Source organism: Candidatus Enterococcus moelleringii, assembly GCF_017377575.1.
In the GTDB taxonomy this organism is placed as follows: domain Bacteria; phylum Bacillota; class Bacilli; order Lactobacillales; family Enterococcaceae; genus Enterococcus_A; species Enterococcus_A moelleringii.
In genome coordinates this window covers 24,174-49,403 of record NZ_JAFREM010000008.1, presented here as the reverse complement: position 1 = coordinate 49,403, position 25,230 = coordinate 24,174, and the positions used below count along the sequence as shown (strand labels likewise).

23 protein-coding genes are annotated in these 25,230 nt (G+C 39.6%); 4 read left to right on the top strand and 19 right to left on the bottom strand.

All coding sequences use genetic code 11. The features are described 5' to 3' along the window. Positions 1-34: 34 nt before the first annotated feature. Together JZO70_RS04820 and JZO70_RS04815 are read right to left on the bottom strand one after the other, a co-directional pair. Positions 35-220, bottom strand: a complete 186-nt coding sequence (locus JZO70_RS04820) for a hypothetical protein (RefSeq protein WP_207672413.1) — start codon at positions 218-220, stop codon at positions 35-37. 16 nt (positions 221-236) lie between these two features. Continuing rightward, a complete protein-coding gene (locus tag JZO70_RS04815; RefSeq protein WP_207672412.1) occupies positions 237-1,562 on the bottom strand; it encodes a hypothetical protein in 1,326 nt (441 codons plus the stop codon). A 121-nt stretch (positions 1,563-1,683) separates the two neighbouring features. On the opposite strand from JZO70_RS04815, the gene JZO70_RS04810 reads away from it, so the two are divergent. Beyond that, entirely contained in the window at positions 1,684-1,833 is a 150-nt protein-coding gene (locus JZO70_RS04810; protein ID WP_207672411.1) for an SPJ_0845 family protein, read from the top strand. Here JZO70_RS04810 and yihA read toward each other — a convergent pair. The 8 genes from yihA to JZO70_RS04770 form a co-directional block, all read right to left on the bottom strand. Further along, positions 1,830-2,429, bottom strand: coding sequence for a ribosome biogenesis GTP-binding protein YihA/YsxC (gene yihA, locus JZO70_RS04805; protein WP_207672410.1), 600 nt, complete (start codon positions 2,427-2,429; stop codon positions 1,830-1,832). The two genes, JZO70_RS04810 and yihA, sit on opposite strands and share 4 nt — an antisense overlap. Positions 2,430-2,482: 53 nt before the next feature. Continuing rightward, positions 2,483-3,727, bottom strand: a complete 1,245-nt coding sequence (clpX, locus tag JZO70_RS04800) for an ATP-dependent Clp protease ATP-binding subunit ClpX (protein ID WP_207672409.1) — start codon at positions 3,725-3,727, stop codon at positions 2,483-2,485. A gap of 154 nt (positions 3,728-3,881) precedes the next feature. Continuing rightward, positions 3,882-5,300 (bottom strand): GH25 family lysozyme, encoded by a 1,419-nt coding sequence (locus JZO70_RS04795; RefSeq protein WP_207672408.1) that lies wholly within the window; start codon positions 5,298-5,300, stop codon positions 3,882-3,884. 166 nt (positions 5,301-5,466) lie between these two features. Beyond that, a complete protein-coding gene (gene tig / locus JZO70_RS04790; RefSeq protein ID WP_207672407.1) occupies positions 5,467-6,750 on the bottom strand; it encodes a trigger factor in 1,284 nt (427 codons plus the stop codon). 101 nt (positions 6,751-6,851) lie between these two features. Next, complete coding sequence (locus JZO70_RS04785; RefSeq protein ID WP_207672406.1) at positions 6,852-7,787, bottom strand: hypothetical protein; 936 nt, start codon at positions 7,785-7,787, stop codon at positions 6,852-6,854. Next, positions 7,774-8,355 carry an RDD family protein gene (locus tag JZO70_RS04780; protein ID WP_207672405.1) on the bottom strand — a complete coding sequence of 194 codons (582 nt, stop codon included), beginning with the start codon at positions 8,353-8,355 and terminating at the stop codon, positions 7,774-7,776. Before JZO70_RS04780 ends, JZO70_RS04785 begins: the two co-directional genes overlap by 14 nt. A gap of 2 nt (positions 8,356-8,357) precedes the next feature. Beyond that, complete coding sequence (gene sppA, locus JZO70_RS04775; RefSeq protein WP_207672404.1) at positions 8,358-9,380, bottom strand: signal peptide peptidase SppA; 1,023 nt, start codon at positions 9,378-9,380, stop codon at positions 8,358-8,360. Between the two features lie 34 nt (positions 9,381-9,414). Then, the gene (locus tag JZO70_RS04770; protein WP_207672403.1) at positions 9,415-9,702 is read right to left on the bottom strand and encodes a hypothetical protein; all 288 of its coding nucleotides are present in this window, start codon (positions 9,700-9,702) and stop codon (positions 9,415-9,417) included. Between the two features lie 392 nt (positions 9,703-10,094). On the opposite strand from JZO70_RS04770, the gene glmS reads away from it, so the two are divergent. After that, positions 10,095-11,903, top strand: coding sequence for a glutamine--fructose-6-phosphate transaminase (isomerizing) (glmS, locus tag JZO70_RS04765; protein WP_207672540.1), 1,809 nt, complete (start codon positions 10,095-10,097; stop codon positions 11,901-11,903). 98 nt (positions 11,904-12,001) lie between these two features. On the opposite strand, the gene glmM is transcribed toward glmS, so the two are convergent. The 4 genes from glmM to nifJ all read right to left on the bottom strand — a co-directional run bounded on the left by glmM (position 12,002) and on the right by nifJ (position 19,158). Then, positions 12,002-13,357 carry a phosphoglucosamine mutase gene (gene glmM / locus JZO70_RS04760; RefSeq protein ID WP_207672402.1) on the bottom strand — a complete coding sequence of 452 codons (1,356 nt, stop codon included), beginning with the start codon at positions 13,355-13,357 and terminating at the stop codon, positions 12,002-12,004. 26 nt (positions 13,358-13,383) lie between these two features. Further along, positions 13,384-14,475, bottom strand: a complete 1,092-nt coding sequence (locus JZO70_RS04755; protein WP_207672401.1) for a CdaR family protein — start codon at positions 14,473-14,475, stop codon at positions 13,384-13,386. A 3-nt stretch (positions 14,476-14,478) separates the two neighbouring features. After that, entirely contained in the window at positions 14,479-15,360 is an 882-nt protein-coding gene (cdaA, locus tag JZO70_RS04750; RefSeq protein WP_207672400.1) for a diadenylate cyclase CdaA, read from the bottom strand. 126 nt (positions 15,361-15,486) lie between these two features. After that, a complete protein-coding gene (nifJ, locus tag JZO70_RS04745; protein ID WP_207672399.1) occupies positions 15,487-19,158 on the bottom strand; it encodes a pyruvate:ferredoxin (flavodoxin) oxidoreductase in 3,672 nt (1,223 codons plus the stop codon). A 259-nt stretch (positions 19,159-19,417) separates the two neighbouring features. On the opposite strand from nifJ, the gene JZO70_RS04740 reads away from it, so the two are divergent. Next, entirely contained in the window at positions 19,418-19,933 is a 516-nt protein-coding gene (locus tag JZO70_RS04740; protein ID WP_207672398.1) for a thioredoxin domain-containing protein, read from the top strand. 15 nt (positions 19,934-19,948) lie between these two features. Then, on the top strand, positions 19,949-20,179 hold the full coding sequence (locus JZO70_RS04735) for a hypothetical protein (RefSeq protein ID WP_207672397.1): 231 nt from the start codon (positions 19,949-19,951) through the stop codon (positions 20,177-20,179). Between the two features lie 33 nt (positions 20,180-20,212). On the opposite strand, the gene whiA is transcribed toward JZO70_RS04735, so the two are convergent. From whiA to JZO70_RS04710, 5 genes are all read right to left on the bottom strand, one after another. Continuing rightward, the gene (gene whiA / locus JZO70_RS04730; RefSeq protein ID WP_207672396.1) at positions 20,213-21,148 is read right to left on the bottom strand and encodes a DNA-binding protein WhiA; all 936 of its coding nucleotides are present in this window, start codon (positions 21,146-21,148) and stop codon (positions 20,213-20,215) included. Positions 21,149-21,163: 15 nt separating this feature from the next. Beyond that, positions 21,164-22,162 carry a gluconeogenesis factor YvcK family protein gene (locus JZO70_RS04725; RefSeq protein WP_207672395.1) on the bottom strand — a complete coding sequence of 333 codons (999 nt, stop codon included), beginning with the start codon at positions 22,160-22,162 and terminating at the stop codon, positions 21,164-21,166. Continuing rightward, positions 22,159-23,046 carry an RNase adapter RapZ gene (gene rapZ, locus JZO70_RS04720; RefSeq protein WP_207672394.1) on the bottom strand — a complete coding sequence of 296 codons (888 nt, stop codon included), beginning with the start codon at positions 23,044-23,046 and terminating at the stop codon, positions 22,159-22,161. The genes JZO70_RS04725 and rapZ overlap by 4 nt, the downstream gene beginning before the upstream one ends. Before the next feature lie 182 nt (positions 23,047-23,228). After that, positions 23,229-23,942: an amino acid racemase gene (locus JZO70_RS04715; protein WP_207672393.1), complete on the bottom strand. Its 714-nt coding sequence runs from the start codon at positions 23,940-23,942 to the stop codon at positions 23,229-23,231. A 3-nt stretch (positions 23,943-23,945) separates the two neighbouring features. Further along, positions 23,946-25,202, bottom strand: coding sequence for a carboxylate--amine ligase (locus JZO70_RS04710; protein ID WP_207672392.1), 1,257 nt, complete (start codon positions 25,200-25,202; stop codon positions 23,946-23,948). Between the last annotated feature and the right edge of the window lie 28 nt (positions 25,203-25,230).

Below are 25,230 nucleotides of genomic sequence, written 5' to 3'. Positions count from 1 at the left end.
TCAGATTTTGACTGATTTAGTCTTTTTGATTTATTTAATTCCTGCGATCATTTTTTCTAACTCTAACTGGCTGTGGTTTTGGTTGGATAGCAAATATTCCAAGACCCGCAACCAACACCAGCATAACAAAAGAAACTTTCGCTACAAAAGAAGGTAATACAACTACTAGTAACAAAGCTACTAGTGCAGCACCTCCAATATTCTTCATTAATTGATTCATCGGCTTCCCCTCCTCTTTAAGTTTGAAGCATATTTATTTGACCATTTCCAGAAACTGTTCGTTGATCAGCAAACACAACCATTAACTGATTCTTTCCCTTTTCTAACGAAAACTGGATCGTGTTGTTATCCTGACTAATTTGCCGAATATTCATATCGGTTAATTTCCCTTTCAATCCTTCCAGCGGAAAATCTTCAAGTGCTCTTTCCGGAATAAAGAATTTTAATATAGCAGTATAATCGTAATACCGCTTATCCGACAACTCTAATTCAATCGCATCACGTATATAGTACTCATATGCTGCCAATCCTTGATCTAAGGTCCGTTCAGGATAGAGGATATGGTAATTCATCATTTTTTCTTCACGGTCATCAATCCAAGGGAAATATGCTAACGCATTTAACGCCCCTTTCATCCGATGCACACGATATTGATCATTAATAAAATCATAGGTGCGAGTTACAAAATAAGACGCTTCGCTCTTTTCAGCCGGCTGGAATTGTTCATTTTGGTACTGAACCGTTTGAACAACTGTATCCTCAAAAGCAAATTCAATATATGGCTGTTTCAGCAAGCCTACACCATTCGTAAAGGATAACTGAGGTACTCCCAGTTGATCTCTAAACAGTCGTTGAAATTTTAAATTGGCTTTCTCATTCCATTGAAATGGATTCTTATAAAGCTCAATTACTACACCATCACCTAATTCCACAACACGTTCTACTTGTTGAATTTCCAGCAGCAACTGTTTAGGGAACAGCTGCTTGTAAGGTTCACCGTAAAACATACGCCAACAAGACGTGAGGCAATGCCCTGTATGGAAAACATCGTATCCGGGAAAGCTGTTACAATCAACAACTAATTCTCCATTTATCCCGCGCATTTTAGGAAGCGCTTGCGTTTTTTCGGCGCTCTCAAATCGTCTACGTTTTTCGATCTCACTCGTATTGTGGTACAAGTACTCATCATGCGCGCGAATATAACCGAAAAATCCATATTTTTCCAGTCGTTTACTCAAATAGTCTAAATAGACGGGCTCCCAATGTTGATAAATAGATTCATTGATCAAGGTTTTCTCAAATAAAGTGGTTCCTAAGAAATGAACTGTGGACTCCATGTCGCCTTTTTTCACCTGAAACCATTTATCATCTGTCAAAGTCAACTCACCAATTGCTCCACTAAGCTTAATTAAATCAAAAGGTTCTTCCTCACCATTGATTGACATTTCTACCGGCTCAAGCAATAGGCGCGTCATGACTAACCAATCACGAACGGTTTCTTTAATTGAAGCTTCATCTAAATTATGCAGCTGACTCACACTATACAATTGCGGTTCTCCCATTGCCTTCACTCCTATCTATAAATCAATTATACCGTACTGTCGTAAAAATACATAAATAATTGTTTATCCCTTTTATAAATTTATGCAAACGTGCTAAACTATCAGGGTGGAGGTGAATCAATTGGGCCTAAAATTTGAACGCTCTGATGATTTAGATAAACTGTTTGAAGAATTTGCTGTTGATCCTGATAAGAAAAAAGATATTCAACCAAACGAAGATATCGAAAAATTCCTGAAACCGAAAGACAAAAAGAAAGACGAGCAGTCTTAATTGACACGCTCGTCTTTCATTTTTGCCTCAATTGCTTGCCACGCTTCTTCTTTTCCCATCTTGGTTTCCGAAGAAAACATAATAAAGTCATCCGTTGGATCAAAGTCCAACGCTTTTTTTATTACACTGACATGCTTATTCCATTTGCCTCGTGGAATTTTATCTGCTTTGGTTGCTACTAAAATTACTGGAATCTTGTAGTATTTTAAGAATTCGTACATTTGAACGTCTTCTTTACTAGGTTCGTGCCGCATATCTACCAACGAAACAACCGCTCTTAGTTGCTTACGGGACGTAATATAGGTTTCAATCATTTGTCCCCATTTCGCGCGCTCCGTTTTCGATACTTTCGCATAACCATACCCTGGAACATCTACAAAGTGGAGACAGTTTTCGATTAAATAGAAATTCAATGTTTGCGTTTTTCCTGGCTTGCCAGATGTACGAGCCAGATTTTTTCGGTTAATCAACGTGTTAATGAAGGAAGACTTCCCTACATTGGAGCGACCTGCCAATGCAATTTCCGGAAAATCCGTCTCCGGATATTGTGCTGGAGAAACAGCACTGATTACAATGTCCGCCTGATGAACTTTCACCTTTTTTCCTCCTTTAAAAAAGAGCCACAATTAAATTGCGGCTCACTCTTTTGCTATCCAGCTTTTTTCTCGTCTAAGTATTCAATCACCGGTTGCCCGGTACCTTCGACAGAGTCTTCAGTTACGATGACTTTTTTAATGGTTTCATCAGAAGGGATATCAAACATTACGTCCATCATAATATCTTCAATAATAGAACGTAACCCTCGTGCTCCCGTATTACGAGAAATTGCTTTATTAGCAATTGCCTTTAAGGCACTTTCCTCAAAATCCAATTCTGTTTCATCATAAGCAAGCAGTTTTTGATATTGCTTCACTAAAGCATTTTTTGGTTCAGTTAAAATACGAACCAAATCTTCTGTTGTAAGTTTCTCTAAGGCAGTTGTCACCGGTAAACGCCCAATAAATTCAGGAATCAAACCAAACTTCAACAAGTCCTCTGGGATAATCTGCTGCATCACGCTAACACTATCATCAATTTTTTTATTATTAGTCCCGAAGCCAATTGTTTTTTCACCTAAACGGTTTTTAACAATTGTTTCGATGCCGTCAAAGGCTCCACCAACAATAAAGAGAATATTCGTTGTATCTATTTGAATAAATTCTTGATGAGGATGTTTGCGACCACCTTGGGGCGGTACACTTGCAACAGTTCCTTCCAAAATTTTCAATAATGCTTGTTGTACACCTTCACCAGAAACGTCTCTAGTGATCGAAGTATTTTCACTTTTACGAGTGATTTTATCGATTTCATCGATATAAATTATACCCTTTTCAGCACGTTCAACGTTGTAATCAGCTGATTGCAACAGTTTTAACAAAATGTTTTCAACGTCTTCACCAACGTATCCAGCTTCTGTTAAGCTGGTTGCATCCGCAATTGCGAATGGTACATTTAAGGTACGCGCCAATGTTTGAGCTAGAAATGTCTTACCAGACCCAGTAGGCCCGATTAAACAGATATTGCTCTTTTGCAATTCAATGTCGTCAGCCTCTTCGGCTTCAGTATTTACTCGTTTGTAATGATTATATACAGCCACAGATAGTGCGCGTTTGGCACGATCTTGACCAATTACATATTCATTCAATACATCCAAAATTTCTTTAGGCTTTGGAACGTCAATAAATTCACGTATTGCCTCTTCATGGAATTCCTCGTCGATAATCTCTTTACAAAGATCGATACATTCGTTACAAATGTAAACGCCAGGTCCCGCGACTATCTTTTTGACTTCCTCTTGGGTCTTTCCGCAAAAAGAACAGCGAACTGTATCCCCTGCGCCAGTGCTCTCATACATGGCTTTCACCTCTTGATTCATTTCCTACAAGTGTTTCCACGATTGCAGTCTTTACATATAATACCATATTCGCTGAAAAACACAAAGATAGCAAGCGAATTTATTCGTTTTTTAAAGAAAAAAAGAAGCTCTCAGATGAGAACTTCTATCGATTCTATTTACCGTACCACGCAAGACCTTCATAACGCCAGCCTAGTCTAACTAAATTGTCTTTCTCATTAACATTCATTGTATAATGATGGGCACCAGCTTTTGCATTTGGATTATATAGACGGAGTAAAGTAATGCCGCCACCCGAATACCAGGAAATCCCTTCATAACGCCAACCTGCTTTTACCAAACTTTCTTTCTCATTGAAATCTAACGTATAATGATGATCGCCAGCGTTCGGGTTATATAATCGATACACGGGTGCACCAGATGTTGGAGCATTCCAACCAATTCCTTCATAGCGCCAACCTTTCGATACCAATATATCTTTTTCAATCCCGTTTTGCGTATAGAAATGCTCCGAACTATTCGGATTATACAAACGATGCATCGCTACAGTATTTTCTGGTACTGAGGGTGCAGGATTGCTGAAGGCTCCGGTATAATCAGCTGAAATATCAAAGTTACTATTCACGTTAGGGAAACGCAACTGTGAACTCCATTGCCAAGCACCGTACTGTGTGTAAAAGTTTTCTTGAGAAAGGTTATAAGGATAGGCAGCCACCCAAATATTTTTATTTCCTAAAGCACCTGCATTGATTCGTCCAGATGTGATCCAGTAAAGACCTACATAGTGACGAACGTTCCCAAACCCATGTTGATTTAACCTAGTTGCGAATGCTCTTGAATTTGAAGTGTGATCCCCTTTTCCGGCAATGTTTGGTTCTTCAATATCATTAACCATAACTGTTCCCTTGTCCAAACCAAGAGAATTCGCGCTTGCCGCAAAGTAATTTGCTTCTGCAATCGCTGCAGCATCAGTCGTAAATTCACTATAATGATATGCTGAAACTTTCAATCCCGCTGCTCTTGCATTATTAATTTGAGAAGCAGCATATGGATTCGTATACCAAGTACCCTGCGTTAATTTTACTACTACGCCGGTGACTCCATAATTTTTCATGCTTTGATAAGCAGCAACCGAAATTGTTCCATTGTGAGAAGAAACATCAATAAAGCTTTTTGTCGGTGTATTATTATTCGTTGCTGGAACAGACGGCAATGTTGCTCTAGCTGCTCTGAAAAGAGAAGGCGCATCTGACCGACCACTTGGTAAATAGAAGGTCCCCTCGTCTGTAGTAATTTCAGAAGGATTTTCAGCCTGCTCCGTGGTTTCCTCAGATACCGTAGTTTCTTGGACAGGTTCTTCAGCTTGTGCATTCCCAGGAACCTCTAAACTGGATTCCGTTACCGTTGAGGTGTCAGCAGTGTCAGTGGCCTGAACCTCTGTACCACTTCCTGTAAAACTTGTTGTTATTTGTTCACTTGAAGCAGTCGTAGGCATGTCTTCAGCGTAAACAGTTGCATTTATATTCAGACAAAACACTGCAAAAAAACTCAATCCTAACAATCGTTTTTTCATTCTTTCACTCCTTTAGTACAATTTTTTTCTTCTTTATTTTAACAAACAAATACGTAAATTAGAAGGTGTATCGCAAAAGTTTCGTTTTTTTATTTTTTACATTGAACATATCAGCCGATAGTAAAAGAACTCCGCCGCTGTATAGCGACGGAGTTCCAAGTAAAAATTATTTTTCAACAGCTGTTCCAGTAACTAATTCAACAGCTTTTTTCATTTTAATGTCATGTTGCAGCATATCTTCTGTAAGTGCTTTGCGGATTTGATCTTCTGGCATTTGGTACATTTCTGCCAATTCTGTAATTTCTTTTTCAACTTCTTCATCAGATGCTTCAATTTTTTCCGCTTCAACGATCGCTTCCATTACAAGGTTTGTTTTCACTCGGCCTTCAGCTTCGCCTTCGAACTGTGTATGAAGATCTGCTTCAGACGAACCAGTTAATTGATAATACATTTCTGGCGAAATACCTTGACGTTGCATGTTGTTTAAGAACTCATCCATTGAACGGTGTACTTCGTCATGAACCATTACATGAGGAAGATCTACGATTTCAGCGTTATCGACTGCTTGCTTGATTGCCGCTTCGTCTTTTGCATCCTTCGCTGCTTGTTCACGTTGCTCTAATAATTCTTTACGATATTTTTCTTTTAATTCATCTAAAGTTTCTACTTCGTCATCAATGTCTTTTGCAAAGTCATTGTCTAACTCAGGTAATTCTTTAGCTTTAACTTCATGAACAGTTACTTTGAAAACTGCTTCTTTACCAGCTAAACCTTCAGCTTGATATTCTTCAGGGAAAGTGACTGTTACATCAAAACTTTCGCCCGCTTTGTGTCCAACTACTTGTTCTTCAAACCCAGGAATAAATGAACTTGAACCTAACTCTAGAGAATAGTTTTCGCCTTTACCGCCTTCGAACGCTTCGTCATTAATAAAGCCTTCAAAATCAATTACTGCAGTGTCGCCAGTTTCAGCAGCTTCGTCTTCTTTAATTACAAGCTCTGCTTGTGTTTCTTGGTCGCGTTTCAAACGATTAGCAATATCTTCATCTGAAACTTCAACTGTTTGTTTAGGAACTTCTAGTTCTTTATAGTCACCCAATTTAACTTCAGGTTTTACAGTGATTTCTGCTTTAATCACCCAGTCTTTACCTTTTTCCATTGTATCTACATCAATTTTAGGTTGAGATACTGGTTCGATCGCTGCTTCTTTAACAGCTGCTTCATAGGCTTCAGGTAAAACAGAATTCAATGCATCTTCGTAAAGTGCTTCTTCGCCGTACATACGGTTAAATACTTGGCGTGAAATTTTACCTTTACGGAAGCCAGGTACGGTTAAATCTTTTTTTACTTTGTTAAACGCATTTGTCAAGCCTTTTTGAATTTCTGCTTGATCGATTGAGAATGTTAATACACCTTCATTGGTGCTTGTTTTTTCAAAAGTTGCTGTCAAGTTTGTTCCCTCCGAATATTAAAATACTTGCAATTTGCATACTACTAAATAGTACACTACTGGATGACAATTGTAAATATAAAGCTATGATTCTATGCACTTTATCCTTGATAAAATCCGTTTATCTCTTGCTTGATTTTCTTTCTGATCTCTTCAACTTTTTCATTTAGTGGATATTCTTGATTCAAGTACTCAGAAAGATAGCTGTTCACCCAAAATCGACTATTTTCATATTGCTCATAGAGCGGGTATAAGAGCGCCAATTCTACCTTAGCCTCCTCCATTAAACTAGTTAACAGAACAGGATCTTTATTTTCTAAAATCTCTTCTAGGCCATTTAAAATATCATTCTTTAATGGATTAGAAGCAGAAATTCCGATTTTTTCAGGCGATAACGTATGAATACTTCCATCAATCGCCAATATCGATAATAAATCTTTAGTTCCCGTGTTCACCAACTCTTCAAACAAAAAATTACGAACCAGTGGAGAGACTTTGGGATTCACCATTAGCTGATTAGATACTTCTATTAAATCAGCTTGCGGAAGCTCCTTGACTCTTTGAACTATTTGCAATTGATAAACTGCAGAAGCATGAGGCAACTCAGCCATTTCCTGTTTTATTTCAAGAATCATACTTTTTTGAGTTTGCTGATAAAAGGCCTCCTGCATATCGATAAGCTGTTCAAAAGATTGTACCTTGTCTTTATCCAGCTTACCCAGCTTTTGAATTTCCCAAAGTAATTTCCGGGCCGAAAGATACTGTTTACTCATTAAAAGATTTTGTAAATATAGTTCTGCACGATTTTCTTCTTCCATATAAAAATCTGGGAGTTCAACTATATAAGATAAGCTTTTCTTGTAATCGCCTAGTTCAAAAGCAGTAGTAGCGATCAACCAATTGACAATAGGTTCTTGTTTTATCTGATAAGCTGCCTCCAGCTGAACGATACCGTCTTTAGGACGGTGATCTTCCAAGGCTTTCTGACCGCTCCGCAGATAATAATCATAATTTCCAGGAAAATCAAGGTTGCTCATGATAATTCAATGCTCCTTTACAGTCTGAAGCTTTTAGCATATTAAGAGTAACCACGCTGGTTTCGGTAAATAAATCACCCAAATGCTGCTTGTTTGGCGTAAAAATCGATACTAAGTATCCTAAAGAAAAAATCGTATTTTTCAAAATGAAACGACATGCTCCTTCGCGTACCAACACAGTTGACCAGCTTAGTCTTTCTTCGCTAAAACAAACTACCTGAATACCAAAAATCATTTTGCCAATAGTTTGCCCCTGGTTTAGTTTCGTTAACAAAATAAAGTAACCTAAATAGATGACTAAAGACAAAATTCCATATACTGAGAAGGTCTGACTGCTTTTCTCCAATCCCAACAAGTTGAATGGTACACCGATAAAAATTCCTGTAATTGCTGTAATACACAATGTATCAACTATATAAGCAAAAAATCGAATCCAAAAACCTGCATAAAAATAATCAGGATAACGATGCTTATTTTCTTTTGAGGAATTACCTTGAGTAAAGGATCTGTTTATCTCACTGTCTACTAAAGGTGCAACTGCTGGACGTCCTAATTGTTCATCCGTCATCTTTACTCACCTCCATATAGATACATCGCCTTAGGTGATTGAGGAGTGCCTACTTGTTCAATTATGTTGGCTACCTGTTGTTCTTGGGAAGGCTTCAAATTTTGAATTTCTGCCAGCTGATTGCCTAACCAGCTATTGATGAAGTCAGTACTGCCATCTGTATATTCGATGACCTGTGCATCAGAAAGATCTTGCTCTTCTTTTAGGGCTGCTAGCGCATCTTCTGGATAACCAATTTCATCCACTAATCCGTTTTCTAAGGCTTGAGCGCCGTCGTATATTCTCCCATCTGCTAATTCTCTGACTTTATCTTCTGGCATATCTCTGCCTTCTGCAACTACTTTAACAAAACGAGCATAGCTGCTGTCAATGTAGGCCTGAAGAACTTCGCGATCTTTTTCCGTTTGCGGTCTTGAACTTGATCCAATATCTTTCAATTCCCCGCTTTTAATGGTTGTATCAGTAACACCCAGTTTTTCCATCAATCCAGAATAATTAGTGCTGGACATAATTACCCCAATTGAACCAGTTACTGTATCTTCACTAGCAAAGATTTTTTCGGCATTTGCTGAAACATAATACCCGCCGCTAGCCGCCTGGTTTTCCATAGAAACATATACTGGAACATTCTCTTCAATTTCTTTTAGTGCCTTAGTAATTTCAGCGGTCTCATATACTGCTCCCCCTGGCGTATTCACTACTAAAAGAACTCCATCAATAGTCGTGTCATTTTTTACTGTTTCCAGCTGTTTCATAAAAGTTTCGTGATCGTAGCCGGCACTGGAAAAAAGCCCACTAGTGCCAGTATTTAAAATGGTGCCTTCAATTGTCAGTTTAGCAATTTTTTTACTGCTGCTGCCAGCTTCAAGAATTACTTCACTAGGCTCACCATTCCCATAAAGCAGCTCATTCATTTGACTCATACTTTCACTTGTTTCGCGAACTCTAGTAACAGTCGACGTAACTGCTGAGAAAATTAGTAAAAATACGGCAATTCCAACTGCTGCCCAACGACGTTTATTCATTTTTCTTCCTACTTCCTCTTTTTGACTTAGTAAATTAGTACAAGTTGCGAATAATCAAGACTTTTTCTGCTGGTCCGGCGGCCTTCATTTTCTCAGCTTTTTCCAGCAATGAGTAGCCTTCAAAAATATCGTGATTCAATGGATCTTCAATTTGAAAGGTTTTAGCCTCTTCAATACTCAGTGCATCCGGTGCAATTTCTTGAATGCTATCCCACCCAGTATCTAAAAAGACTTTTGTATCATCTGTAACTTCGGCTTGGTTTTCTAAATCAGCTAAAAAAGCTCGTAATTGTCCAACTGTTAAATTTTCTACTTGCTGCATGATGGTCCTCCTCTTTTTTCTATCATTCTACCTTATTCCTCGTAAATATGAAAACTTTGAACAGAATAATTACTGAAACAACTGGGTTTCTTATGCATTTCGATTAGACCAATTTTTATTTTCTCCAACGACAGTTGACTTATGTATCGTTTTATTATATATTAATCAGTGTTTCCGTTAGCAATACCAAAAATCACTATTGGTTAGACCAATAACGATAGCGCCAGGTCTCTATGAGATGACGAGGAAGAAGCTCATCGAAATATTCGGCGGATGGCTTCAGGGGCACCACCCTCTACAGGTTGTTTTAAAACATTTCTGTGAAGGAAAAACAAAGAAACAACCAAGTGGTACGGAAGCAGATAATGAAAAAGAAAGTAGGAAAAGTCATTATGTGTGGAATTGTAGGAATTGTAGGTAACGAGCAAGCAGCAGGGATTTTGTTGAACGGGTTGGAGAAATTAGAGTATCGCGGGTACGATTCGGCAGGCATCTTCGTAGCGGATGCCCAAGAAGATTATTTAGTAAAATCACAAGGACGCATCAAAGAATTAGCGGCCAAAATTACCGACGACGTTCACGGATCAATCGGTATCGGGCATACAAGATGGGCAACTCATGGTGAACCTAGCGAACAAAATGCCCACCCTCATACTTCAGAAAGCGGTCGTTTTGTTTTAGTTCACAATGGAGTGATCGAGAACTACGATGAGTTGAAACAAAACTTTTTATCAGATGATGCCTTCTATGGAGAAACTGACACAGAAATCGCGGTCCATTTGGTAGAGCATTTTTCTAAAGAAGGATTGGATACGAAAGAAGCTTTCCGCAAAGCATTGCAGGAAATCCATGGTTCATACGCTTTTGGATTAATCGACAAAGAAAATCGCGACATTATTTATGTAGCTAAAAACAAAAGTCCATTGTTAATTGGATTAGGCGACGGATTCAACGTTGTCTGCAGTGACGCGATGGCTATGCTGGAACAAACCAATCAATTTGTTGAAATTAACGATGGCGAAATGGTTATCGTTGCCAAAGATTCTATCCAAATTGAAAACCAAGCAGGCGATCAAATTGAACGTGCTCCTTATGAAGCAAAAATTGATTTGTCAGATATGGAAAAAGGTACTTACCCTTACTACATGTTAAAAGAAATTGACGAACAACCTGCTACTATGCGCCGAATCATCAGTGAGTATACTGATCAAGCAGGAAACGTCACAATTGAAAACGACTTGTTAGAAAAACTACTGGATAGCGACCGTATTTATATTATTGCTTGCGGTACAAGTTACCATGCTGGTTTAGCAAGCAAACAAGTGCTTGAAAATCTAGCGCATATTCCAGTGGAAGCACATCTTTCAAGCGAGTTTGGTTACAACATGCCATTACTTTCAGAAAAACCATTCTTTGTCTTCTTAACTCAAAGCGGAGAAACTGCTGACAGCCGTCAAGTATTGGTTAAAACAAATGAAATGGGTTATCCTTCATTGACAATCACAAACGTTGCTGGCTCTACTCTTTCTCGTGAAGCAAGCTACACAATGTTATTGCATGCTGGACCAGAAATCGCTGTAGCCTCTACTAAAGCTTACACAGCGCAAATTGCGGTACTAACTGTATTAGCCAAAGCAGTTGGTGAAGCCAAGAAAATAGCAGCTGCCCAAGATTTTGATTTCGTGAAAGAATTAGGAATCGCTGCAAATGCGATGGATGCAATGATTAGTGAAAAAGAATTAATCAGCCAATTAGCGATTGATTACCTAAGTACTACACGCAACGCTTTTTACATCGGTCGAAGCGAAGACTACTACGTAGCTATGGAAGTTGCCTTGAAATTGAAGGAAATTTCTTATGTTCAAGCAGAAGGATTTGCCGCCGGTGAGTTGAAGCATGGGACGATCGCTTTGGTCGAAGAGGGCACTCCAGTCATTGGTATCATTACTGATGAAGTTACGGCTGCTCATACTCGTGGAAACCTACGTGAAGTGGAAAGTCGTGGAGCTCATACCTTCGTAATCGTTTCAGAGGAGTTAAGTAAAGAAGGCGACCAAATTATCTTGCCAATCGTGCATCATTTCTTACGCCCTTTGGTTTCAGTCATTCCTGGACAATTGATTGCCTACTTCGCTACGTTAGAACGCGGTTTTGATGTTGATAAACCACGTAACTTAGCAAAATCAGTTACAGTTGAATAAAATAGTTGACGGAAAGATCAGTTCGCTGGTCTTTCTTTTTTTATATCCCAAAAAACTGCATTCGTAAATTTTCACGAATGCAGTTTCACTTTTTATTATTAATCTAATCCAATTTCTTCACGCACAACTGCCGCAATCTTCTCAACGTAATATTCTACTTTTTCGTGAGTAGGAGCTTCAGCCATGATACGCAGCAAGGGTTCCGTACCAGAAGGTCGAACTAAAATACGTCCTTCTCCCCCCATTTCAGCTTCGGCTTCATCAATAACCGCTTTGATTGCAGGAACATCCATTGCACCGTATTTATTGCTTACACGAATATTGACTAGTTTTTGCGGATAAATCGTAACCTCACCAGCAAGTTCAGATAATTTCTTGCCGGTTTGTTTCATGATGTTCAACAATTGAATACCAGTCAACATGCCATCACCGGTAGTATTGTAATCTAAGAACAATACGTGCCCAGACTGTTCACCACCAAGATTGTAGTCATTTTTACGCATTTCTTCAACTACGTAACGGTCACCCACTTGAGTAATGACGTCTTGAAGTCCGATATCTTCAATTGCTTTATGGAAACCAAGATTACTCATAACTGTAGTTACCACGGTATCTTTCTTTAAACGTTTACGCTCTGCTAAATATTTAGCGCAAATGAACATGATTTGATCCCCATCGATGATGTTTCCTAATTCGTCCACAGCAATTACACGGTCGCCATCGCCATCAAATGCAAGTCCAGCATTAGCTTTTTTCTCAACAACCATCTCTGCTAATTTATCCGGATGAGTTGAACCGACACCATCATTAATATTTAATCCATTCGGAGAAGTTCCCATGGTATAAAAATCAGTTTCTAAATCAGCGAATAAACGATTTACACTAGTTGAAGTAGCGCCATTAGCTGCATCAATACAGACAGTTATACCTGATAAATCGCCTGGAATTGTTTGAACCAAAAACTGTGAATACTTTAAAAGACCTTCATGGAATTCATCCAATGAACCCAAACCTTCGGCTGAAGGTCTTGGCAACGTGTCTTCATCAGCTTCCAACAAAGCTTCAATTTCTGCTTCTTGATCATCTACCAGCTTAAAGCCATCACAACCAAAGAATTTGATGCCGTTATCTTCTGCTGGATTGTGAGAAGCTGAAATCATAACACCGGCTGAAGCTTTTTGTAATTTTGTTAAATAGGCAACGCCTGGTGTTGAAATTACCCCTAATTGAAATACTTCAATTCCTACAGATAATAACCCTGCGATTAAAGCCGATTCTAACATTTCACCAGAAATACGTGTATCCCGTCCAACTAACACTCGAGGGCGCGATTCACGTTCCTCATGCTGACTTAAAACGTAGCCACCGTATCTTCCCAATTTAAATGCTAACTCTGGTGTTAACTCTTTATTGGCAATCCCGCGGACGCCGTCTGTTCCAAAATATTTACCCATGATTCAAAATTTCCCTTCTTCATCTTCTAATTTGTTGATACCGTTGTTGATTCGCTGCTGGCCTCTGTTTGCTCTGTCGAAGAGGAAGCAGTTCCTCCACTGTCAACAGTTGAAGTGGTTTGACTTGTACTAGTACTTGTCTCAGTAGAACGTGTTGTTGAAGCAGAACTTCGTAAGATCGGTCTAATCCTTGCTGTGGTGCCCACAGGATTAACTTCTATTCCGTCATCCACAGGGATATCCACTCTCCGACTGACAGGTTCTGTAATATTCGAGATATTTACCGGAACTTCAATTGTATCAATCGCTTCAATCGCGGAATTAATCCCCCGAATAGTGGCATCAGTCTGATCCAGTTCTATATCATAACTTTGAACCGAAGACGGAACTGTTCCTTCTTGTTTAGGTTCAAGAGCGACTTGTTTCGTTTCCTGCTCCGCCCTGAATGACACAGTCACCGTTTGCGGATTTGCTTGAATTGGTAAAGCTTCGCCATTAGCATTCAAGGCTAGAATTTGAGTTCTTGTCGTATCATCCTCACCAGTTAATTGACTAGCGTCTACACTAGCAATTACTTGACTGATTTGCTCCATTGTTTGCTCTCCAGTAGTAATTTCAACCGTGCTAGGATCAGATGTTAAACTATCCACCTGCACCCCGTTTTCCTCGGCACCGTTACTGATGACTGGAGTTACATCAAAAGTTTTGGTTGTTTTCTTTTCAATAGTCACCGAAATTGTTTGCGGCTCAATCGATGGATGAATCGAACTCATCAAACTATCTGTTTTCAGCTTCACTTCGTGGGTTCCGATATCTAACCCAGTGAGGTCTGCCACAATACTAAACGTCCGAGTATCTTCATCTAGTTCACGATCTAGTTGAATACGGTTGGCACTGCTCAATCGTACCGAAACGGTGTTATCGTATCCATGAACAAAATATGCGTCTGAATCATACTCCAGTGTGACTGGAACATTTTGCAGTGCTTCTTGGTATGTCGGATTTGACGAAAAAAAGTCACTAACATTTTGACTATTTACATTAAAGAACAGCATGAGACTAAAAAGCAAAGAAATCAGCAGGTACGGTAAATTAGACTTTTTAAACTTAATCATCATCTGCTATTTACCTCCTTTGCTGACACCGTCAATAAAGGATTGCAACATATTTTTTTTGTTGCGCTCTTTCTCATCTGAGATCAGTTCTCTTCGCATAATAGCTAGATATTCTTCTTGATTTAAATCATGCAAAAAGTCGGTATTAAAGGTTAAACTAACCCCACCGGTTTCCTCGGAAACAATGATTGTTACCGCATCGCTAACCTCACTGATACCTACAGCAGCACGATGTCGTGTTCCAAATTCTTTAGGTATCAGCATACTGTCAGATAACGGTAAATAAGCGGAAGCTACTGCTAATTTTCCGTTCTTCACAATAACTGCCCCATCGTGCAACGGCGTATTGGGAATAAAGATATTGATCAACAGCTCACCGGTAATATCCGCATCTAACGGAATACCGGTCTCAATATACTCATCCAAACCTGTATTGCGTTGAATCGTGATCAAAGCACCAATTTTCCGACGAGACATGTATTGGATCGCTTTATCAAACGCCAAAATCATCTTCTCATCTTCATGATCCTCTTTTTTGGTCGGTTTAAAAAATGAACTTCTTCCTAAGTGTTCCAACCCTCTGCGTACTTCTGGCTGAAAGATAACTACTCCGGCAATGACACCATAAGTGATTACCTGATTCATCAGCCACGACAAAGTATGCAAGCCTGTATATTCAGCTAAAATACGAATTCCAATAAATACTGCAACGCCTTTAATTAATTGTACGGCTTTCGTCCCTCTTACAAGCTGAAACAGCTTATAAATCAAAAACCAAACAACGACAATATCTAAAAGATTCGCTATAATGTCCCAAGTTGAAAGATTCTCAGAAAAGAAGCTCAGCCAATAATCGGAATTAAATAATTCACTCAAGCGACTAGGCATAGGCAACCTCTCTTTCTATACAGTTTCTCTACAAGTATACCATAAGAGGTTCAAAAAATAGAGACTGCTTAACTGTTTCATTAGAAGAAAAAAGTCTCAGAACAAAAGTCCTGAGAACTCCATTAATTATTCGTTGGTTTGTCGCTTTTCTGCACGAGCTGCTCTTCTGGCTGCTCGACGCGCTTCTGCTTCGGGATCTATTTTTCTTTCCCGCTTCTCACGTTTTGGTTTTTCAGTTGTTACTTCTTGAATGCCTTCAATTTTTGCCCGCAATTTTTCTTCTTGTCCAGCTATTTTAGCGTAATTGAAAAATCGCGTCTTAGCATCATTTACCGTCTTACGGTAGAGACTTTCAGCAAATTCAGGTTGAACACCTTGCAAGGAAGAAAAACGGACTTGCTGCTTCATAAAGTCGACCATCTGACCAAAATCAGGTCGTTTGAAATCTAGCTTCATCGGATTTTTTCCAACTTCTTTAAGCTGTGGATTATAACGATAAAGCGACCAGTAACCAGAATTAACCGCATCTTTAGCTTCTTGCAGACTTCTTCCCATTCCACCTTGCAAGCCGTGAGTAATACATGGTGTGTAGGCGATAATCAATGATGGCCCAGGGAATTTCTCAGCTTCTTCCAGCGCTTTAATTGTTTGTATTTGGTTGGCTCCGGAAGCGATTTGTGCCACATACACATTGCCGTAGGTCATCGCAATTAGTCCCAAGTCTTTCTTTGAAGCGTATTTTCCGTTAGCAGAAAACTTAGCAATTGCTGAAGCCGGAGTAGCTTTGGATGTTTGTCCGCCAGTATTAGAATATACTTCATTATCCATAACGAGAATGTTCACATCAGCGCCGCTGGCTATGACATGGTCAATACCACCAAAACCAATGTCGTAGGCCCATCCATCACCACCGAATATCCATTGGCTTGTTTTCACGAATAAGTCACGGCTATTGTAAATGTCCTCTAAGCGAATATCCTTTTCTTTTTCACCTTCTAAAGCAGCTGCTAATTTAGCCGCTCGCTGCTGAGTGCCTTCTGAGTCGTGTAAATGATCCATCCAGTCTTCCATCAAGTCTTTCAGTTCAGCTGATACTATATCCAGTACCTGTGACATTTTGGAAGCCAACTCTTGTCGACGAGTTTGACTTGCTAACAGCATCCCGTAACCAAACTCCGCATTGTCTTCGAATAAAGAGTTAGACCAAGCTGGACCTTGACCCTGTGCGTTTGTAGTATATGGACTAACCGGTGCTGCAGCTCCCCAGATAGATGAGCAGCCGGTAGCATTGGCAATCATCATACGATCTCCAAACATTTGTGTCAGCAGCTTCACATAAGGTGTTTCTCCGCAACCTGCACAAGCACTAGAAAATTCTAATAATGGTTGATTAAATTGACTACCTAAAACCGTATTTGGTTTAGCCGGATTCGCTTTTTGTTTCAAAGTCATAGCAAAGGCCCAGTTTACTGCTTGTTCTTTTTGCTCTTGGTAAGGCTTCATTACAAGAGCTTTGCCTTTAGCCGGGCAGGCCTCAACACATAAGCCGCAACCAGTACAATCCTCGATTGATACCTGAATACGGTATTTCAATCCATCCTCGCCGCGCATTTCGCGAACAATATATCCTTCTGGCGCTTCTTGCATTTCATCTTCGTCAGCTAAAAAGGGACGAATAGCTGCATGAGGGCAAACAAAGGAACATTCATTACACATCGTACAACGATCGCTGATCCATTCGGGAACCTGCAAGGCTACCCCCCGTTTTTCGTAGGTTGTTGTACCCACAGGAATTGTTCCATCAGTCATTCCATTATTAACTAAAGTGCCTACAGAAAGACTGTTACCTTCCATAGCGTTTACCGGCTCTAAAATTTGCTCTACATACTGTGACACTGCTTTAGGTCTAACTTTAGCCGGTATTTCAGCATGACGCCACTCTTCTGGTACTTGGTATTGGTGCAACGCCTCTAATGTCCGATCCATCGCCGCAATATTTTTTTCAACAATTTCCATCGATTTGCGCCGATAGCTGCGATCAGCCTCTGCTTTCAAAATGTCCAACGCTTCGTCGAAAGGAATAATCCCTGTCAATTTAAAGAAAGCTGTTTGCATAACTGTATTGATTCTTTGACCCAGACCAGCACCCATAGCTAATTGTGCCGCATTGATAGTGTAAAACTTAATATCATTTTCGGCAATATAGCGCTTCAAACGAGCTGGCAGTAATTGATCAATTTGTCGATCATTCCAAGTCGTATTTAAGAGGAAGGTCCCTCCCGGCTTTAAACCTTTCAGCAAATCGTAATTATGGATATAAGCTGGTGTATGACAAGCAATGAAGTCAGCACTTTCCACCAAGTAAGTCGAGCGAATAGGCGTATCGCCAAAACGTAAATGGGATACCGTTAATCCGCCAGATTTTTTCGAATCATAATAGAAATAGCCTTGAACATATTTGTCTGTGTTATCTCCAATAATCTTGATTGCGGATTTATTTGCACCTACTGTTCCGTCAGAACCGAAACCCCAGAATTTCGCTTGGTACGTAGCAGGGTTGGTTAAGTCAACCACTCCTTCTGTTTTCAAAGACAAATGAGTCACATCATCAACAATCCCAATAGTGAATCGAGACTTCGCGGTACCTTTTGGTTTTAACAGCTCATTGTAGACTGCAATAATCTGATCAGGCGTAACATCCTTGGAACCTAATCCATAGCGTCCGCCAATAATCATTGGTCGAGTTTCTGCGTCATACATTGCACTTTGAACATCTAACAGCAACGGCTCACCGTCTGCGCCAGGTTCTTTGGAGCGATCCAATACAGCAATGCTTTTAACTGTTTTTGGCATTTTCTCCAATAGTGTTTCTACTGGAAAAGGACGATACAGATGAATATTCAAGAAACCGACTTTGCGGCCTTGTTCATTCAGGTGATCCACCGTTTGTTCAATCGTTTGTGCCACTGAACCCATGGCAATGATGATCTCTTCAGCATCTTCAACACCATAATATGTAACTAAATCGTAGTCAGTTCCTCGCAGCTCATTAATGGCCCGCATGTATTTCTGAACAATCGCTGGTAAATCCTGGTAATACTTATTCACCGTCTCTCTTTGTTGGAAGTGAATATCAGGATTTTGATTCGTTCCACTAACCGTTGGATGGTTAGGATTCATGCTGCGTGAGCGGAATTCCGCTAATTTTTCCTGATTAAGTAGAGGAGCAAGTTCGTCATATTCCAATACTTCAACTTTTTGGATCTCGTGGCTAGTTCTGAAACCGTCAAAGAAATTCACAAATGGGACGCTGGCTTCGATGGCTGCCAAATGAGCAACCGCTGAAAGATCCATCACTTCCTGTACGCTGCTTTCCTGGAGCATAGCAAATCCGGTCTGGCGCGCAGCCATCACATCACCATGATCGCCAAAAATATTCAACGCATTTGTGGTAATCGCTCGACTAGCTACGTGGAAAACTCCTGGCAGTAACTCACCAGCAATTTTGTACATGTTAGGAATCATTAGTAATAATCCTTGAGAAGCAGTATAAGTGGTTGTTAACGCACCTGTTTTTAGCGCTCCATGAACTACTCCGGCCGCTCCAGCTTCAGATTGCATTTCAGTTATATTAACAGGCTGACCGAAAATATTCTTCTTTCCTTGTGCCGCCCATTGATCGACGAGCTCAGCCATGGTTGAACTTGGTGTAATTGGATAGATCGCTGCTAACTCAGTAAAAGCATAAGATATATGAGCTGCGGCGGTATTTCCATCCATTGTTTTAGTTTGTCGCATGTGATTCCTCCTATTTCGGTAATCATTTTGTGTATTATTCCACTATGCAGCTTTCATCTATTTTGTTGATATTGTTCGGATGCTTACTTACTGCCAAGTGATAAAGCTGATAGTTTATCAAAATACTCACAATGGATCTATTATAAACTAGCTGGCTGAATTTTGAAATGCTCCATTGCTTTAGTTTTAGTAAAAAAATTTATTTGTTTGTAATCCTGCGATTTTCTTGTACACTAGAGACAAAGGGAGGAATTAATCAATGGATATTTCAGTCATTAAACCTGAATTTGTGAACGATTTGAATGGTATCAAAATCGGGTCAGATCAGGCACCAAAGCGTATAATTGAATTCATGAACCTTCGTTGTCCATTTTGTAAACAATGGTTTGAAGAATCACAGGAGATTTTAGGTCAGGCAGTTGCTGATGGAAAAGTACAGCGTATCATCAAATTATTGGATAAAGACAAGGAAAGCTTGCAACGGGGAAATGTAATGCACGAATATATCAGCAGCGATTCTGATAAAGCCCTTCAGCAAATTCTACAGGTCTATGCTTCACAAGACGAGTGGAAAGAATTGAGTTTAGAACAAGTTGCCCATTACGCTGAAACAGTTTTACATTTGCAGCAGCAACCAAATCAAGCTTTACAGCAGGAAATTCGCAATGAAGCTGAACAATCGAATATTAAATTTGTACCAACCGTTTTAGTAGATGATCACATTTTTGATGAATCCGTTACACAGGATCAATTGAAGGAGTTTTTGTCCCTTTAAAAAGGAGGAACTGCGATGCCTAATGAAGTTGATATTCCTATGCCGGTTGTGCTTCCACCGACAGAACCAGTCAACGAAACAATGGTTATAACAGATTCCACTAATGAGCAAGATACTATTTCTCATAGAAAACAATCAGGATTCGAACTTGTTCAGTCATCAGATGAAGTGATCGTTCTAGTTGATGCTCTTCCAGAAACAAGAATTCCATCGGAAGAATTAATCATTAAAACCAAAAAACGTTAGTGAAGGGGATTTTTCCCTTTTCACTAACGTTTTTTACATACTCTTCTTTTTCAGCTCTTCAGCAAACTCATTGATTTTTCGAATTCGATGATTGATTCCAGATTTTGAAATAGATCCTGATGGAATCATTTCTCCAAGCTCTTTCAAACTGACCTCTGGATGCAGCATGCGTAATTCTGCAATCTCCTGTAATTTTTCCGGTAATGATTGAAGACCCACTGTCGCTTCAATAAAGCGAATATTTCCTATTTGCTTCGAAGCAGCATCAATCGTCTTATTCATATTAGCTGTCTCACAATTAACCAGACGATTAACCGAGTTACGCATATCTCTTACGATCCGAACATCCTCAAATTTCAGCATTGAGTTGGTTGCACCAATCAAGATTAAAAAATCCGCGATTTTCTCAGCACCTTTTAGATAGGTGATATATCCGTTTCGTCGTGCCAGAGTTCTGGCATTTAAATCAAACTGATTCAATAAATCGCAAATGTCTTGGTTGTGTTCCTCATAAATAGAGGAAATCTCTAAATGATAACGGCTTGTCTCTGGATTATTTACTGAACCAGAAGCCAGAAACGCACCTCTTAAATAAGCACGTACTTTCTCATTTTCCGATTTTAACTCTTGCGATATATGCGATTGGAACATTGAGCCATCCATAATATCTAAATCAGTTAAAATACTCTGAGTTTCTTGCTTTAACCGCACGATGTAGACATTGTTTTTCTTTAATTTCATTTTTCGACGCACCAATAGTTCACTGCGTACCCCGTAATGCTCCTTTAATAGCGTGAAAAGTCTTCGAGCAATCGCTGCATTCTCTGTTTGAACGTTTAACACGAATTGGTGATTGCTTAAACTAAGCGATCCATTCATCCGAATCAAGGCCGCTAATTCGGCTTTAGCTAATTCTTTTTGCACGGCCAATCCAGTGAGCTCTTTTTTTACCTCAGCCGCAAATGACATGATTCAAGCCCCCTATTAAATTTTTGCACCGAAAACAATCCGAAATAACTCTTCCACTACTTTATCTCCATCATGAAAAACGCCGCCGTCCCGCAATTTAAGGAAGTCTGTAGAGACAACTCGGCATCCTTCTTCTCTTAGTCCATTAAAATCATGAGTTACCTGAACAAGGTATTCATCATAAACTTCAGGATTCATATAATCTTCTGGTACTTTTTCGGTATTTACCAACACCGTATCAACAAATTTATCATCTAGGTGCTGATTAAGTACTCGTACATGATCGGCATCACTAAAATGCTCCGTTTCCCCTTTTTGCGTCATGATATTACAAATGTATACCACTTCTGCGTCAGTCGTCCGAACAGCTTCGCCAATTTCGCCAATCACCAAATTAGGCAAGATGCTGGTGAATAATGATCCAGGACCCAAAACTACCATATCCGCGTCTTTAATGCTTTGGACAACTTTTCGAGCCGCGTGAATGTCTTGATCATCGCCATGGCCTGTAACATACACCCGTTTAATGATTTTACGATCTAAAGCAATTTTGGATTCCCCAGCAACCGTTGTTCCGTCTTCGAATTCCGCATGAAGAACTAACGGTTTTTCGGATGATGGAAATACATGTCCATCTACATGCAACATATGTGCTAACAATTGAATTGCTTCATAAGTGCTGCCCCGCATTTCAGAAAGGGCCGCAATGATTAAGTTGCCAATAGTATGATTGGCTAAAAACTTATCTTCTTCTTTAAAGCGATATTGAAAAAGATCTTCATACAATCGAGGCATGTCCGACAAAGCCGCCAGCACGTTTCTTAAATCCCCCGGCGGAGCCATATCAATCGAATTTCTCAATTCACCGCTGCTGCCGCCGTCATCAGCCACCGTCACTACGGCCGTGATATCAGCACTTTGATTACGGAGACTTTTCAAAATAACCGGCAAGCCTGTTCCACCACCGATTACAACGATTTTAGGCTTGCGGATGCGGTAAGTTTTCATTTTCATGAACGATTCACCGTCTCTTTCCGCTTGTCCTTGTCGCGATGAGTGATATTTACCCGGTAATCCAAATCCTCCAAGGCATGTCCTACCCGTTCACTCAAGGCGACTGAGCGATGCTGTCCGCCAGTACAACCAATAGCAATTGTTAACGAACTTTTACCTTCTTTGACATAACCAGGCAAGATGTTTTTTAACAAAGTAACAAAGTTGTTGTAGAATTCGTCGGTTTCAGGAAAAGACATCACATAATCGTAAACTTCTTTGTCCAGTCCCGTTCTAGGTCGAAGTTCAGCAATGTAATGAGGATTAGGTAAAAAACGCACATCCATCACAATATCTGCATCGATAGGCAAACCATACTTAAAACCGAAAGAAAGCATCTCAATATGGAACCCTAAATCATCTGTTTGTTTGAATTCATGGTTAATTTTCTCCCGTAATTGACGCGGAGTTAAATTGGTAGTATCAATTACCAAAGTAGCACGGGTTTTTAAATCCTCCAAGATTGCCCGCTCTTTACGAATTCCCTCTGTTACTAATCCATCCATCGCCATTGGATGCGTTCTTCTGGTTTCTTTATAGCGTGAAACCAGTTCTTCATCCGAAGCGTCCAAGAAAAGCAAGCTGGTATCAATAAAGCCGGTGTTATCAATTTCCACTAACATATTTTGGATTTCTTCAAAAAACGCTCGAGAGCGTAAGTCGACTACTAAAGCAATTTTTGTTACTTTTCCGGATTCACGAATCAATTCCCAAAATTTAGGGATTAATCCTGGGGGCATATTATCAACACAAAAGTACCCCATATCTTCAAAACTCTGAATGGCTACAGTCTTACCTGCGCCGCTCATTCCAGTAATGACCACTAAATGTAAACTTTCTGTCATTTGGTGTCACTCCTTTCCATCTTATACATTGTATCATTCCGGGCGTGTCTTTACTACCGATTTATTCCTTAAATTCCTGTTAAAACGATGAAAGCCTTATCAGCACGGTGTTTTTTTATAATCAGTCATATTACTCTGATACACTTAAGAATTCGGGCTTTCTCCAAAAAAACAGACCTTCTTTAATCAGAAGATCTGCTTTTTAAAGCTAATTCAATTGTAAGATCGGCTAAAATTGATTGCGCATCAGTCACTGGATAGGGCGTGACTTTCATTTCTTCCTGAACCAATGAAAGTTCCGTGCACCCCAGCACAACATGCTGACAGCCTAAAACGTCAAAGACATCCGATAAGATTTCCAAGTATAATTCCTTGTTAATAAAATCTTTTTCTTTTACATCACGATAAATCAAATTGTTGACCTTAGTTTGCAATTCTTTATTCGGGATAAGAACTTCGAAGCCTTGTCTTTCCAATTCTTTTTGATAGACACCAGCCTTAACACTGCCTTCAGTTCCTAGAAAAGCAACTTTGCCTCCCTCAGGGTTATCCTGTTTCAACTTCTGGGCAGTTTCTCTAGGCATGTGCAGCACTGGAATATCCGTCGCACCTTGGATAGTATCAAAAAAGTAGTGAGCCGTATTACAGGTCAGTACAATAAAATTTGGTTTCAGCAAATTTTGCTTTTCAATATCATCTAATAGATAAGGCAGCGGGCTGTCTGCCTCATTATCTAAAATATAGGCGGTTCGGTCAGGAACAGTTGCATGATTGAATAAAACATAATTCAAGTAATCCTGATCTTTATGAGCGTTAATACGATGATTAATCAAACGAACAAAGCTTTCGGTTGCCATCGTTCCCATTCCGCCTAGTACGCTAAAGAAGTTTTCCAACCATTACCCTTCTTTCTCTTTAAAGAACAAATTGAATCGTCCTTTATATTTACTAAACATATATTTCATTAGTACCCAGCGGATCGGTGACATATCTTTTTTATAAAAGACGGTTGTCCCCCATTTGTCCTTTTCAATAAGGTCTAATGCTTTTTGCTTATCTTCGTTGTCGCGGGCAAATTTCACGAATACTTCTTTCGGAACTCCCATCCACAACATAGCGGTATCAGCTTGAGCTTTTCCGTAGATGGTTTCAGAAAATGGTACTTGGAATACACGATCCTCGGTGACAAATTGAGCCAAGTTCAATCCATTCAAAGTCACAAAGAAACTACTGCGGCCTTGACGCAAATTGATTTCAAACAATTTGTACTCGCCGTCGCGAGGGTCGTATTTCATATCGAAATTAGCAAATCCCGTATAGTCGATTTTCTCCAAGAAAGACTTGATCGTTTGATAAATTTTTTCATTGTACTCCGGCATAATCGCCACATAGTTTCCAATTGCTTCCGGTGAAGGATCTTCCAACAGCGGATGACCTAAGCACATCATTCTAACTTGATGGTCTTGGTCCACATAAGCGTTCAATACCCGCATATTAGAGTCATCACCCGGTATGAAGTCCTGAGCAATCATCTCACTCTTGTATCCTGCTTGATAAATCCGCTCTAAAATTGTATCAAATTCTTCACGGGTGTCAAAAATAAAGGCTTTTTTCCGACCTTCAAAATCGACAGACAGCCATTCTACACTATTAGCCGGCTTCAAAGCTACTGGAAACGAAAATGGCAATTCCTGATTTAAACGACCGTTTTCCAGCATTTCTTCACGAACAATCAAGGTTTTAGGGTAAGGCAATTGGTACTCTTCACAGATTTCATAAAAACTGACTTTGCTGATTAATTGTTGCAGCATCGCATAATCAATATATGGGCAAATAAACCATTCTGATAATTCTTCCTTATGCAGTGAGACTAGTTCAGCATATCCGTCACCACAAGCAATCAACAAGTATTTGGTTTTTGGGTCGTTGTATTTTTCTTTTCCCAGCTTCCGCATTTCTTCAATAAATACCGGATCTTTATCAAATCCTGCTATCGTATGAACGTTCACAATTTTTGAATACTTTGTCGGAGCTAATTGCAATCCAGCATAGGCTTCACTAACCAAACCGTATGCTTCATGAAAAGAGCGCGCCATCCCATAAACGTTGATGTCGCTTCCTAATAAAATTGGTACAAAATTTTGCTGTCTATTCATCTTCACTACACCTTCTCGTCTTAATCCT